Consider the following 15289-nt stretch of genomic DNA (forward strand, 5'->3'; position numbering starts at 1 on the left):
TGGGCCCGAAACGGGGTCCGAGGTGAGGTCCGGGGCGAGGCCCGCGCGGTCAAGCGGTGGATCAACGGGTAGGCGGACGGCATGGACTGGCTGACGAAGCTCCCCGTCATCGGCCCCTGGGCCGCCCGGCTCATGCGGACGCACGCCTGGCGTTCGTACGAGACCCTCGACGAGGCCCACTGGACCCGGCTAGCAGCCGCCATCACCTTCCTCAGCTTCCTCGCCCTCTTCCCTCTGATCACCGTCGCCGCGGCGATCGGCGCCGCGCTGCTCAGCCGCGAGCAGCTCGACACGATCGAGGCGAAGACCGCCGAGCAGGTCCCGGGGATCTCCGATCAGCTGAGCATCAACGCGCTGGTCGACAACGCCGGCACCGTCGGCATCGTCGCCGGCGCGCTGCTCCTGTTCACCGGCATCGGATGGGTCGGCTCGATGCGCGACTGCCTGCGCGCGGTCTGGGGCATCGACGACGAGGACGAGGGCAATCCCGTCGTACGCAAGGGCAAGGACGCGATCGTGCTGCTCGGGCTCGGCGGGGTGGGACTCGGCTCGCTCGCCGCGTCCTGGCTCGGCTCCACCGCCATCGGGTGGACCGCCGGCCAGACCGGGATCTCGGACCGGGGAGTGGGCGGCATCCTGCTCCAGGTCGCGGCGGTCGCCGTCGCCGCCGTCGCCGACTTCCTGATCCTGCTGTACGTCCTGACGCTGCTGCCCGGCGTCGAGCCGCCGCGCCGTCGTCTGATGGTGGCGGCGGTGATCGGCGCGATCGGCTTCGAACTGCTGAAGCTGCTCCTCGGCGGTTACATGCGGGGCGTCGCGGCCAAGTCGATGTACGGCGCGTTCGGTGTCCCGGTCGCGCTGCTCCTGTGGATCAATTTCACCGCCAAGCTGCTGCTCTACTGCGCGGCCTGGACCGCGACCGGGTCCGCCGGTCCTAGTCGTCCGACTCCTCGTCGGGGCGCTGACGGCGACGCACCAGCTCCGGCAGTGGCCAGCGATGGTTGACCAGGAAGACCCCGCCCGCGAGCAGCACCAGGACCCCGCCGGCCACGGCGAGGGCGATCCCCGCCCCGCCGGACCTCTCCTCGGCCACCGCGCTCTCGAGCACCGTGCCGGCCGCGTCCTTGCCGGGGGTGGGCGCGCCGTTCTCGGTGCCCGGGCTCGTACGGACGGACTTCGGCGGGACCAGTTCGCCGACCGGCTTCACCTTGCCGGACGCGGCGAAGCCCCAGTCGAGGAGCCGGGCGGTCTCCTTGTAGACCGCGTGCTGCTCCTTCGAGGAGGGGTTCATCACCGTCACCAGGAGCACTTTGCCGTTGCGCTCCGCAACGCCGGTGAAGGTGGAGCCGGCGTGGGTGGTGTTGCCGTTCTTGACGCCCGCGATCCCCTGGTACGGCGCGATGCCGAACCCGCCGGTCAGCAGCCGGTTGGTGTTCTGGATCTCGAAGGTCTCGCGCTTCTTGCCGGGCTTCAGCTCGCCGGGGAACTTCGCCCGGGCCGTGGCGCTGTACTCCCGGAAGTCCGCCTTCTGCATGCCGCTGCGGGCGATCAGCGTCAGGTCGTACGCGGAGGAGACCTGACCCGGGGCGTCGTAGCCGTCCGGTGAGACCACGTGGGTGTCGAGCGCCTGCAGTTCGGCGGCGTGCTCGTTCATGTCCCGCACGGTCTGCGGAATGCCGTTGTTCATCGCGGACAGGACGCGCACGGCGTCGTTGCCCGAGCGAAGGAAGACGCCGAGCCACAGGTCGTGGACGCTGTAGGTCTGCTTCTCCTTGATCCCGACGAGGCTGGAGCCGGCACCGAGACCCGTCAGGTCCGTGGGGGCGACGGTGTGGAGCGCCGTCCTCGGGAACTTCGGCAGGAGCGTGTCCGCGAAGAGCATCTTGAGCGTGGAGGCGGGGGCCAGGCGCCAGTGGGAGTTGTGCGCGGCGAGCACCGCGCCGCTCTCCGCGTCCGCGACGATCCAGGAACGGGCGGACAGCTCCTTGGGCAGCACCGGGGCGCCGGGGCCGAGCTGGACCTGGGTGCCCGGCCGGCCGAGCAGCGTGCCTCCGACGGTGGACATGACGGCGGGCGGCTTGGGCTGTTTGTCCTCCTTGCTGTCCGCGTGGGCCGCCGGTGAGGCGGCGAGGAGAGGGAACAGCACGGCGGCGGTGACCGCCCAAGCGGTCTTGTTCGAAGCAGGCACGGTCGAGAACGTACAGGTACCGATCAGGGAACCGAACCCCGCCAGGCGGTTCCCCGGCGGCCGTCCACCCAGACGCGGGGCTCGTGGGACGGGCGGTGATACTGGGGACATGAAGCTCAGCCGGCCCGTCTCCTGGTTCCTGCTCGCCTTCGGGGTGTGGAGCTGGTTCATCTGGATCACCTTCGTCAAGAACCTCTGGAACGATGCGAGCGGTCTCGCCTTCGACGGCGCGGGCGACCCGACGGCCTACTTCTGGGTTCACATGCTGCTCGCCATCACGTCCTTTGTCCTGGGGACGGTGATCGGTGCGATCGGGTTGCGTGGCGTACGCGCATTGAGACGCGAACGCGATCGCGGATAGGGGTTGGGGTTCGTGTTCGTCTTCCTGCTGGGGCTCTTCGTGGTCCTCGCCCTGCTGGGCGGGGTCCACTGGTACGTATGGCGGCGCCTGGTGCGCGATGTGACGGCGCCGGGTGGGCCGGCGCGCCGAGTGGGCACGGTGGCGGCGTTCGCGCTGCCGCTGCTGTCGCTCGCCGCCCTGGTCTCCGCCCGCGCGGGAGCGCCGTTCTGGCTCCAGCAGACCGTGGCCTGGCCGGGCTACCTCTGGCTGGCGCTGCTGCTGTACGTGACGCTGGCGCTGGCCGTCGGTGAGGCGGTCCGGCCCCTGCTGCGCCGGTGGCTGGAGCGCCGGGCGACGAAGCCCGGCCCGGCCGGCCCGACCGCGTCCCCGCGGGGCGGCGACCCCGTCGCCGTACCTCCGGCCCCGGACGGCCTGCCGTCCGCGGCCGGGGGACAGGCCACGGCCGTGGCCGCCGGAACCGCGCCCGTGGGCGGGGTCCAGGCCGCGCGCCCGGTCGCGCCGGAGCTCGCCGGAACCGCGTCCGCGGGGCGTGAGGCGGCCGCCGGGGCCGGCAGTGCCCCGCCGCGCGGCGACACGCTGACCGAGGCGGGCGACGAGCCGCCGTCCACCGTTCCGGCGACCGCTCCGACGCCGGCCGCGCACGCGGCCGAACGGGCGACCGCCGGCGCCGACCCGGGCCTTCCGGGCGCCGAGGCCGACGCGGGCCGCACGACCGTCCCCACGGCGCCGGCCGACGGCGCCGCCGGCACGGGCGCGCAGACCGGCGCGGACACCCGCACGGACAACGGTGCGGCCGGGGCCATGTCGCGGCGGTTGTTCGTCTCCCGGGTCGTCGGCGGGGCCGCCGCGGCCGCCGCCGTGGGGACGGTCGGTCACGGGACGTACGGCGTACTGCGCGGCCCGCGCGTCAAGCGGGTCACCGTACCGCTCGCCAAGGTGCCCCGCGCCGCCCACGGCTACCGGATCGCCGTCGTGTCCGACATCCACCTCGGGCCCATCCTCGGCCGCGCCCACACCCAGCGCATCGTCGACGCCATCAACGCCACCCAGCCCGATCTGATCGCCGTCGTCGGCGACCTCGTCGACGGCACCGTCGAGAACCTCGGCCCCGCCGCCGAGCCGCTCGCCCGGCTCCGCGCCCGCCACGGCTCCTTCTTCGTGACCGGCAACCACGAGTACTTCTCCGGCGCCGACGCCTGGGTCGACCACGTCCGCGAACTCGGCCTGCGCCCGCTGCGCAACGAACGCGTCGAGATCGGCGCCGGCTTCGACCTCGCCGGAGTCGACGACATCGCCGGCGAGAGCGAGGGGCGGGGCCCCGACTTCGCCCGGGCGCTCGGCGACCGCGACCGCGCGAAGGCCGCCGTCCTGCTCGCGCACCAGCCGATCGTCGTCCACGACGCCGTCCGCCACGGCGTGGACCTCCAGCTCTCCGGCCACACCCACGGCGGTCAGCTCTGGCCCGGCAACTACCTCGCGGAGCTGGCCAATCCGACCGTCGCGGGCCTGGAGCGCTACGGCGACACCCAGCTCTACGTCTCCCGGGGCGCGGGCGCCTGGGGACCCCCCGTCCGGGTCGGCGCGCCCTCCGACATCACGCTCGTCGAACTGGCCTCGAAGCAGGCCTGAGGGAGGAGGGAGTCACCCGAAGTCCCTTTATCCCGGACATATGCGTGCAGTGTGAAGGTTTACTCTTCCACTTGTGAAATCCGTGTGATTGGGTGGCGCCATCGCGGCACGGCTGGGCGCCGCCGCGACAGGGGTGGGCTCTAAAAAAGGGAAACAGGGCGATGCGGTCGACGGTCCGTCTGCGGATCCTCATCACATGTGGAGTTCTGGTGGCCGCCGGGGTGGGAGGCTGGCAGCTGCTGCCTTCCGACGACGTCCGTACCGACGCCATCACCGTCGGCACGACGGACGAGGTCACGTCCCTCGACCCGGCCGGCGCCTACGACGCCGGCTCCTGGGCGATGTACAGCAACGTCTTCCAGTCGCTGCTGACCTTCCAGCCCGGGTTCACCACCCCCGTCCCGGACGCCGCCGAGAGCTGCAAGTTCGTGGACACCAAGCTCACCACGTACCGGTGCGAACTCCGGGACGACCTCACCTTCTCCAACGGCCGCAAGGTCACCGGCGAGGACGTCGTGTACTCCTTCGAGCGGATGCTGGGCATCAAGTCGGACGTCGGTCCGCAGCCGCTCTTCCCGACTCTCAAGACGGTGGTGGCCGACGGTCGCACGGTCACCTTCCACCTGAGCGGGCGTGACGCCACCTTCCCGCTGAAGCTGGCGACCGGCGCCGGTTCCATCGTGGACCGCACGCAGTACCCGGCGAAGAAGCTGCGCGAGGGCGACACCGTCGACGGCTCGGGGCCGTACGTCCTGAAGGAGTACAAGCCCGGCGAGAGCGCGCGGCTGGAGCCCAACCCGTCGTACAGGGGCGCGATCGCCAAGGCGGGCGGCCCGGTCGTCGTCAAGTACTTCACCGAGTCCGAGGAGCTGGCCTCCGCGTGGAAGGCGCAGGAGGTCGACGTCACGCACCGGCAGATGCCGCCGCGGTTCCTCTCCACGCTGGGGACCGGCGGAGGCTCCACCCGGATCACCGAGGCGCAGACGGCCGAGATCCGCAATCTCTACTTCAACGTCAAGTCCGGCTCCCCCATGGCGGAGAAGGCGGTCCGGCAGGCCGTCGCCGCCGTGATCGACCGCCCGGCCATCGTCACCGGCGCCTACCACGACACGGTCCAGCCGCTGTACTCCCTGATCCCGCAGGGCTTCAACGGCCACAGCACCTCCTTCTACGACCGGTACCCGGAGCCCTCCAGGAAGAAGGCCGAGGCCCTGCTGGAGGACGCCGACGTCGAGACGCCGGTGCGCTTCACCCTCGGCTACCGCAAGGACGCCACCTACGCCGCCGAGGCGGCCGAACTGAAGCGGCAGCTGGAGGAGACGGGCCTGTTCGAGGTCAAGCTCGTCGAGGCGGAGTGGAAGGAGTTCCAGAAGGCCTATGTACGGGGCGACTACGACGCGTATCCGGTCGGATGGCTCCCCGACTTCCCCGACTCGGACAGCTTCACCGCACCGCTCGTCGGTACCGGCAACGCCATGCACAACGGCTTCGGCAGCAAGAAGATCGACTCGCTGATCTACGCGACACAGCAGTACAGCGACCGGGCCGCCGCCGCCAACGCCTTCGAGGACATCCAGACGGAGGTCGCCGCCGACGTCCCGCTGGTGCCGCTGTGGCAGAAGAAGGACTACGTCCTGGCGACGGAGGATGTCGCCGGATCCCAGTACCTCTCGGACGGCACCGGCATCTGGCGCCTGTGGGAACTCAACTGGATCTAGGTCTTTCTAGACCTTCTTCCCGGCTTTCTTCTCCGCCGTCTTCGCCTTCGGAACCGCGCGCTTCGGCTTGCCCGATGCCGCCATGCCGGCCGCCGTCGGCATGAAGTCGGCGAGGAGGTCGTGCGTCTCCTTCACCAGCGGGCGCAGGAGCCGGAAGCGCGAGAGGGAGATCGCCCGGGCGGTGACCGGCGCCAGGCGTTCGACCAGGCGGCGGCTGTTGGCACAGCCCTCGGAGCGGTCGTACACCCAGAACAGCACCAGTCCCATCTGCTGGAGCCAGAGCAACTGCGGGAGCGGTTCCGCCAGTTCCGGGTCGACCTTCACCGAGGCCCCCGCGATGACGCGGCGGTGCACCTCGATGGCCGCCTCGCGCGGGCCCTCCGACTCGGGGGAGAAGGGGCTGAGCGGGCTGTCCGGGTCGGCGGCGTTCTTGAAGAACTGGGCCGCGAACTCGTGGTACGGCTCGGCGATGTCGAGCCAGCCGAGGAGAACCCCCCGGATGCGGGCCGTGAGGTCCTTCTCGTCGCTGTCGAGGATGTCCGCGACGGCCGCCTGGTGCTCCTCGGCGATCCGGTCGTAGAAACCCTGGACGAGGTGTTCCTTGGAGGAGAAGTAGTAGTACGCGTTGCCGACGGAGACCCCGGCCTCCTGGGCGATCGCCCGCATCGTCGTCTTGTCGTAGCCGCGCTCCTTGAAGAGCCGGAGGGCGGTCTCGAGGATGAGGGTGCGGGTCTGTTCGCTCTTCGGGGCCTTGGCCGGGGCCTTCTCCGCGGCGGCAGCCGCAGCCGCGGCGGAATCGGGGTCGGCGGGCTTCTCTTCCTTCACGTCCTTCACACCGCCCGAGCCTAGCCGGGCGCGCCGGGCGGCTCACACAGCCCGTCCTCGCAGGCCGGCCCGTAGGCCTTCACCGCCTCGCGCCACTTGGCGGCGGCGAGCACGGTCGCCCGGGCGAACGGCTGCCCGGCCGGGGTGGCCAGCCAGTGGGCCTTGGGCCGGTGGTCGGCCAGCGCCCAGAGGCAGACGATCCAGGCGGAGGCGGCGCGGTAGACCTGCCCCCGGTCCCCGATCACGGTGATCTCCCGCAGGGTGGACTCGTGGTCGAGGACCGGGAAGCGGCGCCGGGCCTCCTGGGAGGCGGCCGGGACGAGGTCGAGCGGGACGAGCTGGCGCTGCCGCAGGAGCCAGTGCCGCAGGTGGACACAGAGCGAGCAGTCGGCGTCGTACAGCACCGTCAGGCGGTGGACGGGCGTGACGGGTCGTCCGGTCGGCGTCGTCATGGGGTGCTCACGCCCCGGCGCCCGCGCCGGTGGCGGGCGGCGCCCAGGGGCCCTTGGCGGGACCGGTCCAGTCCTGCGGCGGCACCGGCGGAACCTGCTCGCGCTCCATCACGCCACGGCGCCGGATCTTGTTGAGGACGTAGACGTTGCCGAGGTGCATCACGCCGAGGACGAGCAGCACCACGCCGAGCTTGACCGAGAGCGCCTCGAAGAGGTTCCGGGCGTCAGTGACGGCGTCGTCCTGGCTGAGGTAGAGGGCGACGAAGCCGAAGTTGACGAGGTAGAAGCCGACCACCAGGAGGTGGTTCACGGCGTCCGCGAGCTTCTCGTTCCCGTGCAGGACGTCGGCGAGGAAGATCCTTCCGTTGCGGCTGAGCGTACGGGCGACCCAGATGGTCAGGCCCACGCTGATCAGCAGGTAGACGATGTACGCGACGACAGTGAGGTCCATGCCCCACGCTCCCTTGAACGCGTTCAAAAGCTGACGGTCATGACTGTAGGGCTTTACTTGAACATGTTCAAGTGCGGGGAAAAGGGTGGGCGGCCGGCCGTGCGGCCGTCTAAGGTCGGCGGGTGACGCTCTCTCATGACCTGGCCGGTGAAGGCCCCAGCGCTGTCGTCCTGCTCCACTCCGGTGTGTGCGACCGGAGGATGTGGGACGCGCAGTTCGCGGCGCTGGCCGCCGCCGGACACCGCGTGCTCCGCTGCGACCTCCGCGGCTTCGGCGAGACCCCTGTCGACGCACCGCACACCCACTCCGACGACGTCGTCGCTCTCCTGGACACGCTCGAGATCGACCGGGCGGCCGTCGTCGGCTCCTCCTTCGGCGGCGCCGTCGCCCTGGAGATCGCCGCCCGTCATCCCGAACGGGTCTCGGCGCTCGCCCTGCTCTGTCCGGCCGTGCCCGACTTCGAGCCGAGCGCGGAACTGCGGGCCTGGGGCGGGCGTGAGGACGCCCTCCTGGAGGCCGGCGACATCGACGGAGCGGTCGCCCTCAACGTCGACACCTGGCTCGGCCCCGAGGCCGGGGCCGAGGCACGGGAGCGGGTACGGGTCATGCAGCGGCGCGCCTTCGAGGTGCAGCTCGCAGCGCCCGAGGAGTTCCGCCCGCTCGACCCGGGTGTCGGAGCCGCGGAACTCGCCGCGATCGAACTCCCGGCCCTCGTCGTCTCAGGGGCGCACGACGTGCCGGACTTCCGGGAGATGGCGACCCGGCTCGCGGCCCTCCTGCCGGACGCGCAGTACGTCCGCCTGGACTGGGCCGGTCATCTCCCGGCCCTGGAGCGCCCGGAGGAGACGGGCAAGCTGCTCGTGGAGTACCTCGCCGCCGGGCCGGGAGCCCCGCGGGCGGCCGTCTGAGACCCGGTCAGGGCGCGGCGCCGAAGCGCCGCACCCCCGGCACCAGGGCCGTCCCGAGACAGCAGCCGCCCACGATCACCGCGGCGGCGATCAGCGGCACTTCCGGGCCCCAGGCGGAGGCGGCGGCCGGTGCCAGGGTGTAGCCCAGGGGCATGGCGGCCAGGGAGAGCAGCCAGTCGTAGGAGGTGACGCGGGCCAGGGTGTGGGCGGGGACGGCCTGCTGGACGGCGGTCTCCCAGACGGGCGAGAGGAAGCCGAGGCCGGCCTGGGCGAGCCCGTACGCGGCGACGGTCAGTGGCGCGGGGGCGGGGACGGCCAGAAGGATCAGGGGGAGGGCGTAGGCGGCGAGGCCGAGGTTCGCCGTCAGGACCGGCCGCCGGGGGCGCAGCCGGTCGGCGAGGAGGGCGCCGAGCAGGAAGCCCACCGCACCGGTCTGGAGGAACACCACCCAGACGGCCGTACCGCCGAGCCGGGTGAAGGCGATCGACGGGCCGAGGGTCATCAGGACGGCCGCGGCGGCGTTCCAGGCGCTGTGGGCGACGAGGCTGGTCCAGTACCAGTCGCGGGACCTGACCTCCTGCCAGCCCTCCCTCAGGTCGGCGCGGAGCGAGCGGCGGGGGACCGGCACCCGCTTGACGTGGACGGCGCGCAGCAGTGCGGCGCTGATCGCGAAGGTGGCCGCGTCCAGGACGAATGCCCAGCCCGCCCCGACGGTCACGATCAGCAGGCCGGCGAGAGCCGGCCCGCCGATACGGGTGGCGCTCTGGGCCACCCCCATCGCGGCGTTGGCGCGCTGCAGCGCGTCGGGCGCGACCGTCCCCCGCACCAGAGGGGAGCCGGTCGGCATCGCGAACGCCCCGGCCGCGCCACCGGCGACCTCCGCGCCCGCGATCACCCAGAGGCTCGGGTCGCCGCTCAGCAATTGCCATCCGACGAGGAGTTGGGCCGCGCAGCGGACGAGGTCGGTGGCCATCGCGACCGTACGGGCGTCGAAGCGGTCGCCGACGACACCACCGACCGGCAGCAGCAGAAGCTTGGGCACCATCGCGCAGCCCAGGATCAGGGCGAGCGCGGCGGTCGAACCGGTGGCCTCCCAGACGGCGATGGCGAGCGCGGCCGGGATGACGGCGTCACCCAGGAGGGAGAGCGCCCGGCCGGCGAAGAGCAGCCGGAAGGAGCGGGTGCGCAGCGGGTGGCGGACGCGCGTCGACGGCGTGACGGGGAATGGCATGGCAGCGACATTATTTCGGTACCGAATAATTCGTCAACGAAATATTCGGCAGTGAAAGAACCTCGTCGGCGTCGTACGATCGACCCATGGAGCCGACCGACCCCGCAGGGCCGCAGCAGCGCGACTGGACCGACGATCACGTGGCGCGCTGGCAGCCCGTCCTGCCCGGCCTCGACCCCGTCGTCGAGGGCGCGGTCACTCGTATGAAGAAGCTCTCCGTCCATCTGCGCCGGGTCCGCGAACAGTCCCTGCTCGACTTCGACCTCGAACGCCACGAGTTCGACACCCTGCACAAGCTCGCCGGTCGCGGCGGCAGCGCCGCCCCCTCCGACCTCGCCCAGGACCTCGACCTCGCCCCCGCCTCGGTCACCGGCCGGCTGGACGCCCTGGAGAAGCGCGGCTTCGTCCGCCGCACCCCCTCCACGACCGACCGGCGCCGGGTCGTCGTCGAGCTCACCGCCTCCGGCCGCGAGACCTGGCTCGGCGCCATGGACGTCCTCGGGCACGAGGAGGAACGACTCCTCGGCGTTCTCGACAAGGACGAGCGCGTGCTGCTCAACGACATGCTCCGCCGTGTCATGACGGCCGCCGAGCACCCCGACGTCCCGGAGACCTGGCACGGCTGACCCGCGGCCCGGCCGCCGGCGACCCGCCCGTCCGGCCTACAGGCTCACATGCTCAGCGAACGCGCGTAGTTGAGCTGTCCCATGACCCGGTGGATGGTGTCGGGACCGGTCGCCGGGATCATGGTGGTGTGGTGCCGGCCGCCGCTGGTCACGGTGACCTGGATGAAGCCGGTCGTCTGCTTCTCCTTCATCAGCAGGAAGAGAAGACCGATCAGGCACAGCAGGGCGAAGACGATGGCCAGCACGATCGCGACGGTCGGGATCTTCTCCTCGGTCCGCGACATGTCCATCGCGTTCCACACCGCGCCCTTGAGCGGCATCGAACCGGCCGGCGTGATGATCTGGTCCCCGACGACGGTGATGTCCCCGAGGCTCAGCAGCGGCGCCCCGCCCCCCTGCGGCACCGGCGGGTACTGCGGCGGCACCGGCACCCCGTCGCCCAGCGTCGGCTGGTACGCGGGACCCGCCCCCGGCTGGGGATATCCGTAACCCGGCGCCCCCGCCTGCTGATCAGGCCCCCACTGGTACTCGGCGCCGTCCTTGTAAGGGTTCGGCTCGCTCATATCTCCCCGCTCTCCACAACGAAAAGGCCCGCTCCTGCACGCCGCAGCGTACAGAAGCGGGCCACCACACCGAACCAGGTGTCAGAAGCGACGCGTGATCAGCGCGCGCTTGACCTCCTGGATCGCCTTCGTGACCTCGATGCCACGCGGGCAGGCGTCCGTGCAGTTGAACGTCGTGCGGCAACGCCACACGCCGTCCTTGTCGTTGAGGATCTCCAGGCGCTGCTCGCCCGCCTCGTCACGCGAGTCGAAGATGAAGCGGTGCGCGTTGACGATCGCGGCCGGACCGAAGTACTGGCCGTCGTTCCAGAAGACCGGGCAGGACGACGTGCACGCGGCGCACAGGATGCACTTGGTGGTGTCGTCGAAGCGCTCGCGGTCCTCGGCCGACTGCAGACGCTCGCGCGTCGGCTCGTTGCCCTTGGTGACCAGGAACGGCATGACGTCCCGGTACGCCTGGAAGAACGGCTCCATGTCCACGACCAGGTCCTTGAGGACCGTGAGGCCCTTTATGGCCTCGACCGTGATCGGCTTCTCCGGGTTGATGTCCTTGATCAGCGTCTTGCAGGCGAGCCTGTTCTTGCCGTTGATCCGCATCGCGTCGGAGCCGCAGATGCCGTGCGCGCAGGAGCGCCGGAAGGTGAGCGAGCCGTCGACGTCCCACTTGATCTTGTGGAGGGCGTCGAGCACGCGCTCCTTGGGGTCGATCTCGATCTGGAAGTCCTCCCAGACCGCCGCGTCCGAGATCTCGGGGTTGAAGCGGCGGATCCGGAAGGTGACCGTGATGTAGGGGGAGGCGGCGGAGTCCGCCTCGACCTTGTCCAGTACGGGGGTGGCCATCAGTACTTACGCTCCATCGGCTGGTAGCGGGTCTGGACGACGGGCTTGTAGTCGAGACGCACGGTCTCGGAGCCGTCGGCGCCGACCTCGCGGTACGCCATGGTGTGGCGCATGAAGTTGACGTCGTCGCGGTTGGGGTAGTCCTCGCGGTAGTGACCGCCGCGGGACTCCTTGCGCGCCAGGGCCGAGACGGCCATGACCTCGGCCAGGTCGAGCAGGTTGCCCAGCTCGATGGCCTCCAGGAGGTCCGTGTTGAAACGCTTGCCCTTGTCCTGGATGGACACGTTCAGGTAGCGCTCGCGCAGCTCGGCGATCTTCTCGACCGCCGTCTTGATGGTCTGCTCGGTACGGAACACCATCACGTTGGCGTCCATCGTCTCCTGCAGCTCCTTGCGGAGCACGGAGACCCGCTCCGTACCCGTGGAGTTGCGCAGCCGCTCGACCTGCTCGGCGACGAACGCCGCCGGGTTCTCGGGCAGCTCGACGTAGTCGGACTTCGCCGAGTACTCGGCGGCGGCGATACCGGCCCGCTTGCCGAAGACGTTGATGTCCAGGAGCGAGTTGGTGCCCAGACGGTTGGCGCCGTGCACGGAGACACAGGCGACCTCGCCCGCCGCGTACAGACCCGGGACGACGGTGGTGTTGTCGCTGAGGACCTCACCCTCGACGTTGGTCGGGATGCCGCCCATGGCGTAGTGCGCGGTCGGCTGGATCGGGATCGGGTCCGTGTAGGGCTCGATGCCGAGGTACGTACGGGCGAACTCGGTGATGTCCGGGAGCTTGGCGTCGAGCTGCTCCGGCGGAAGGTGCGTCAGGTCGAGGTAGACGTGGTCGCCCTCGGGACCGCAGCCGCGACCCTCGCGGATCTCCGTGTAGATGGAGCGCGAGACGACGTCACGGGACGCGAGGTCCTTCATGACCGGCGCGTACTTCTCCATGAAGCGCTCGCCGTCCTTGTTGCGGAGGATGCCGCCCTCACCGCGGGCGCCCTCCGTCAGCAGGATGCCCATGCGCCAGATGCCCGTCGGGTGGAACTGGAAGAACTCCATGTCCTCCAGCGGCAGACCGCGCCGGTAGCAGGCCGCCTGGCCGTCACCGGTGAGGGTGTGCGCGTTGGAGGTCACCTTGAAGAACTTGCCCGTGCCGCCGGAGGCGTAGATCACGGCCTTGGCCTGGAAGATGTGGATCTCGCCGGTGGCCAGCTCGTAGGCGACCACACCGGCCGACTTCTTGACGCCGTCGACCTCGGTGATCAGCTGGTCCAGGACGTAGAACTCGTTGAAGAACTCCACGCCCTCCTTGACGCAGTTCTGGTACAGCGTCTGGAGGATCATGTGACCGGTGCGGTCCGCGGCGTAGCAGGACCGGCGGACCGGGGCCTCGCCGTGGTTGCGGGAGTGACCGCCGAAGCGGCGCTGGTCGATGGTGCCGTCCGGCGTCCGGTTGAACGGCAGGCCCATCTTCTCCAGGTCGAGGACGGCGTCGATGGCCTCCTTCGCCAGGATCTCGGCGGCGTCCTGGTCGACCAGGTAGTCACCACCCTTGACCGTGTCGAAGGTGTGCCACTCCCAGTTGTCCTCCTCCACGTTGGCGAGCGCGGCGGCCATGCCGCCCTGCGCCGCGCCCGTGTGGGAGCGGGTGGGGTAGAGCTTCGTCAGCACGGCGGTGCGGCTGCGCTTCGTCGCCTCGATGGCGGCGCGCATGCCGGCGCCGCCGGCGCCGACGATGACGGTGTCGTACTTGTGGATCTTCATGTCGTGGATTACCTCAGCCCCGTGCCTAGCGGATGTTCGGGTCGAAGGTGAAGATCACCAGCGTGCCCAGAAGGATGGTGAACACCGTGGCGGTGTACAGCAGGCCCTTGAGCCACAGGCGCGTGTTGGCCCGCTCCGCGTAGTCGTTGATGACCGTGCGGAGGCCGTTGGCGCCGTGCAGCATGGCGAGCCAGAGCATCAGGAGGTCCCAGACCTGCCAGAACGGGGACGCCCAGCGGCCGGCCACGAAGGCGAAGCCGATCTTGGAGACGCCGCCGTCGAGGAAGAGCTGGATCAGCAGGTGGCCGAGGACCAGCACGACGAGGACGATGCCCGAGAGGCGCATGAAGAGCCACGCGGCCATCTCGAAGTTGCCTCGGGTCGCCTTCGGCGTCCTGCCGGTGCGCTTGCGGGGGGCCTCGATGTACGGGGCCGGGTTGTCCACGTCGTAGTGGGCGCCGCCCTCGACGGGACCGATCGCGGAAGTGGTGTCAGTGGACATGTCTGGCGTCAGCTCCCGAACAGTTCACGTGCGGCGTGGCCGAGGACGGGATACACGGAGCCCGCCATCAGCACGACCCAGATGCCCATGACGGTCCAGAGCATCTGCTTCTGGTAGCGCGGGCCCTTGGACCAGAAGTCCACGGCGATGACCCGCAGGCCGTTGAGCGCGTGGAAGAGGATGGCGGCGACGAGGCCGTACTCGAGGAGTGCGACGATCGGCGTCTTGTACGTGGCGACGACATCGTCGTACGCCTCGGGGGAGACGCGGACGAGAGCGGTGTCCAGCACGTGTACGAACAGGAAGAAGAAGATGAGGACGCCGGTGACTCGATGAGCCACCCAGGACCACATTCCTTCCCGGCCGCGGTACAGCGTTCCAGCCGGCACGGAAATACCCTCCGGGAGCGGGGATCAGGGTCGGCCGGCTTCTCTGTCGGTCAGACCCGGCCGGGTACGGTCCACCGGCCCTGGTCATCGTAGCGACGAGATGTCGGTTCCCTCGCGCGGGGTCCGTAGGTGTGATCAAAGAGGCACGGACGGGCTATCGCCTGGACGGGAATCGCCGCATTCCGGACGGAATCACGAAGCGGCGATCCCGGCGGTGAGCCGGGAGCGGGCGAGGCGGCGCAGTTCGTCGGCGGCGATCACCCGCTCCTCCTCGGGTTCGTTGCCGAGTCGTGACCGGATACCCGCGAGGACCTGGTCGAGCCGTTCGGCGGGTCGCACACCGTCGAGGCTGATGACGAACGCGTGCCCGAACCTGCTCTCGTACGCGGCGTGGGCGGCGCGCAGCGCGGTGTGCGCGGCGGGCGGGGCGTCGGGATGCGGCGCGGCCGAGTACTCCGCGGCCAGCGCCTCGTCGAGATCGGCGGCGGCCAGGTCGTAGCCGGCCTCGTCGGCGGCCGCGAGCAGCGCGTCGAGGGTCGGGTACGGCCGGTGCGCGGCCACCCGTTCGGCCCAACGGCGACTGCGGCAGCAGGAGAGGAGAAGTTCCTCGGCGACCCCCGCGGCGACGGCGTTGAAACGCATGAGGCCCACGGCGTGCCGGGGGCCGGCCTGCTGGGCAGGTATCGCGGCCGTGGCGGGGGAGCCCGGATTCCGGGACGGGGCGCGGGTGTCGCTGGTCAGCGTGGACTCCGGGAAGGGTGGGGTGGGTGTGACGCAACGTTATCGACGGGTAGGTGGCACTGTCCGACGGATGCGCGAATTTCACCCGGAAGGGAGAGTTTCGGAACAGGG

The 15289-nt window shown here is 70.6% G+C and carries 17 protein-coding genes; 6 read left to right on the forward strand and 11 right to left on the reverse strand.

Annotated features, from left to right (window positions below; translation table 11 throughout):
• Positions 1 to 81: 81 nt before the first annotated feature.
• On the forward strand, positions 82 to 1005 hold the full coding sequence (locus tag IE136_RS18855; RefSeq protein ID WP_189600907.1) for a YihY/virulence factor BrkB family protein: 924 nt from the start codon (positions 82 to 84) through the stop codon (positions 1003 to 1005).
• On the opposite strand, the gene IE136_RS18860 is transcribed toward IE136_RS18855, so the two are convergent.
• Complete coding sequence (locus tag IE136_RS18860) at positions 935 to 2188, reverse strand: D-alanyl-D-alanine carboxypeptidase family protein (protein ID WP_229818945.1); 1254 nt, start codon at positions 2186 to 2188, stop codon at positions 935 to 937. The two genes, IE136_RS18855 and IE136_RS18860, sit on opposite strands and share 71 nt — an antisense overlap.
• A 109-nt stretch (positions 2189 to 2297) precedes the next feature.
• On the opposite strand from IE136_RS18860, the gene IE136_RS18865 reads away from it, so the two are divergent.
• The 3 genes from IE136_RS18865 to IE136_RS18875 all read left to right on the forward strand — a co-directional run bounded on the left by IE136_RS18865 (position 2298) and on the right by IE136_RS18875 (position 5896).
• Positions 2298 to 2549, forward strand: a complete 252-nt coding sequence (locus IE136_RS18865; RefSeq protein ID WP_158989626.1) for an SCO4848 family membrane protein — start codon at positions 2298 to 2300, stop codon at positions 2547 to 2549.
• Between the two features lie 12 nt (positions 2550 to 2561).
• Positions 2562 to 4178, forward strand: coding sequence for a metallophosphoesterase (locus IE136_RS18870; protein ID WP_189600939.1), 1617 nt, complete (start codon positions 2562 to 2564; stop codon positions 4176 to 4178).
• A gap of 161 nt (positions 4179 to 4339) precedes the next feature.
• A complete protein-coding gene (locus tag IE136_RS18875; protein WP_189600908.1) occupies positions 4340 to 5896 on the forward strand; it encodes an ABC transporter substrate-binding protein in 1557 nt (518 codons plus the stop codon).
• 6 nt (positions 5897 to 5902) lie between these two features.
• Here the strand turns inward: IE136_RS18875 and IE136_RS18880 are convergent, their stop codons facing one another.
• The 3 genes from IE136_RS18880 to IE136_RS18890 are packed head-to-tail and all read right to left on the reverse strand — an operon-like array spanning position 5903 to position 7624.
• Entirely contained in the window at positions 5903 to 6721 is an 819-nt protein-coding gene (locus IE136_RS18880; protein ID WP_158994611.1) for a TetR/AcrR family transcriptional regulator, read from the reverse strand.
• Between the two features lie 20 nt (positions 6722 to 6741).
• Positions 6742 to 7173, reverse strand: coding sequence for a thiol-disulfide oxidoreductase DCC family protein (locus IE136_RS18885; RefSeq protein ID WP_158989632.1), 432 nt, complete (start codon positions 7171 to 7173; stop codon positions 6742 to 6744).
• A gap of 7 nt (positions 7174 to 7180) precedes the next feature.
• Positions 7181 to 7624, reverse strand: coding sequence for a hypothetical protein (locus tag IE136_RS18890; protein WP_158989634.1), 444 nt, complete (start codon positions 7622 to 7624; stop codon positions 7181 to 7183).
• A gap of 122 nt (positions 7625 to 7746) precedes the next feature.
• On the opposite strand from IE136_RS18890, the gene IE136_RS18895 reads away from it, so the two are divergent.
• Entirely contained in the window at positions 7747 to 8532 is a 786-nt protein-coding gene (locus tag IE136_RS18895) for an alpha/beta fold hydrolase (protein ID WP_158989636.1), read from the forward strand.
• A gap of 7 nt (positions 8533 to 8539) precedes the next feature.
• Here IE136_RS18895 and IE136_RS18900 read toward each other — a convergent pair whose 3' ends face one another.
• The gene (locus IE136_RS18900) at positions 8540 to 9763 is read right to left on the reverse strand and encodes an MFS transporter (protein ID WP_189600909.1); all 1224 of its coding nucleotides are present in this window, start codon (positions 9761 to 9763) and stop codon (positions 8540 to 8542) included.
• An 86-nt stretch (positions 9764 to 9849) separates the two neighbouring features.
• Here IE136_RS18900 and IE136_RS18905 point away from each other — a divergent pair, with 86 nt between their 5' ends.
• Positions 9850 to 10389, forward strand: coding sequence for a MarR family winged helix-turn-helix transcriptional regulator (locus IE136_RS18905; RefSeq protein ID WP_158989638.1), 540 nt, complete (start codon positions 9850 to 9852; stop codon positions 10387 to 10389).
• 44 nt (positions 10390 to 10433) lie between these two features.
• Here IE136_RS18905 and IE136_RS18910 read toward each other — a convergent pair whose 3' ends face one another.
• The 6 genes from IE136_RS18910 to IE136_RS18935 all read right to left on the reverse strand — a co-directional run bounded on the left by IE136_RS18910 (position 10434) and on the right by IE136_RS18935 (position 15079).
• Complete coding sequence (locus IE136_RS18910; RefSeq protein WP_158989640.1) at positions 10434 to 10952, reverse strand: hypothetical protein; 519 nt, start codon at positions 10950 to 10952, stop codon at positions 10434 to 10436.
• Between the two features lie 81 nt (positions 10953 to 11033).
• On the reverse strand, positions 11034 to 11792 hold the full coding sequence (locus IE136_RS18915) for a succinate dehydrogenase iron-sulfur subunit (RefSeq protein WP_158989642.1): 759 nt from the start codon (positions 11790 to 11792) through the stop codon (positions 11034 to 11036).
• Positions 11792 to 13546, reverse strand: a complete 1755-nt coding sequence (gene sdhA / locus IE136_RS18920; RefSeq protein WP_158989644.1) for a succinate dehydrogenase flavoprotein subunit — start codon at positions 13544 to 13546, stop codon at positions 11792 to 11794. The genes IE136_RS18915 and sdhA overlap by 1 nt, the downstream gene beginning before the upstream one ends.
• Before the next feature lie 25 nt (positions 13547 to 13571).
• Complete coding sequence (locus tag IE136_RS18925; RefSeq protein WP_158989646.1) at positions 13572 to 14048, reverse strand: succinate dehydrogenase hydrophobic membrane anchor subunit; 477 nt, start codon at positions 14046 to 14048, stop codon at positions 13572 to 13574.
• Positions 14049 to 14056: 8 nt separating this feature from the next.
• Complete coding sequence (gene sdhC / locus IE136_RS18930) at positions 14057 to 14437, reverse strand: succinate dehydrogenase, cytochrome b556 subunit (RefSeq protein WP_158989648.1); 381 nt, start codon at positions 14435 to 14437, stop codon at positions 14057 to 14059.
• Between the two features lie 192 nt (positions 14438 to 14629).
• Positions 14630 to 15079 carry a 2-oxo-4-hydroxy-4-carboxy-5-ureidoimidazoline decarboxylase gene (locus tag IE136_RS18935; protein WP_158989650.1) on the reverse strand — a complete coding sequence of 150 codons (450 nt, stop codon included), beginning with the start codon at positions 15077 to 15079 and terminating at the stop codon, positions 14630 to 14632.
• Between the last annotated feature and the right edge of the window lie 210 nt (positions 15080 to 15289).

Origin of the sequence: Streptomyces lateritius, from assembly GCF_014649715.1 — a bacterium.
Taxonomy (GTDB): domain Bacteria; phylum Actinomycetota; class Actinomycetes; order Streptomycetales; family Streptomycetaceae; genus Streptomyces; species Streptomyces lateritius.

What these genes read in the sequence shown, in the direction of transcription:
- IE136_RS18855 (WP_189600907.1), top strand. Translation starts at nt 82, where the DNA reads ATGGACTGGCTGACGAAGCTCCCCGTCATCGGCCCCTGGGCCGCCCGG.
- IE136_RS18865 (WP_158989626.1), top strand. Translation starts at nt 2,298, where the DNA reads ATGAAGCTCAGCCGGCCCGTCTCCTGGTTCCTGCTCGCCTTCGGGGTG.
- IE136_RS18875 (WP_189600908.1), top strand. Translation starts at nt 4,340, where the DNA reads ATGCGGTCGACGGTCCGTCTGCGGATCCTCATCACATGTGGAGTTCTG.
- IE136_RS18885 (WP_158989632.1), bottom strand. Translation starts at nt 7,173, where the DNA reads ATGACGACGCCGACCGGACGACCCGTCACGCCCGTCCACCGCCTGACG.
- IE136_RS18890 (WP_158989634.1), bottom strand. Translation starts at nt 7,624, where the DNA reads ATGGACCTCACTGTCGTCGCGTACATCGTCTACCTGCTGATCAGCGTG.
- IE136_RS18900 (WP_189600909.1), bottom strand. Translation starts at nt 9,763, where the DNA reads ATGCCATTCCCCGTCACGCCGTCGACGCGCGTCCGCCACCCGCTGCGC.
- IE136_RS18905 (WP_158989638.1), top strand. Translation starts at nt 9,850, where the DNA reads ATGGAGCCGACCGACCCCGCAGGGCCGCAGCAGCGCGACTGGACCGAC.
- IE136_RS18910 (WP_158989640.1), bottom strand. Translation starts at nt 10,952, where the DNA reads ATGAGCGAGCCGAACCCTTACAAGGACGGCGCCGAGTACCAGTGGGGG.
- IE136_RS18915 (WP_158989642.1), bottom strand. Translation starts at nt 11,792, where the DNA reads ATGGCCACCCCCGTACTGGACAAGGTCGAGGCGGACTCCGCCGCCTCC.
- sdhA (WP_158989644.1), bottom strand. Translation starts at nt 13,546, where the DNA reads ATGAAGATCCACAAGTACGACACCGTCATCGTCGGCGCCGGCGGCGCC.
- IE136_RS18925 (WP_158989646.1), bottom strand. Translation starts at nt 14,048, where the DNA reads ATGTCCACTGACACCACTTCCGCGATCGGTCCCGTCGAGGGCGGCGCC.
- IE136_RS18935 (WP_158989650.1), bottom strand. Translation starts at nt 15,079, where the DNA reads ATGCGTTTCAACGCCGTCGCCGCGGGGGTCGCCGAGGAACTTCTCCTC.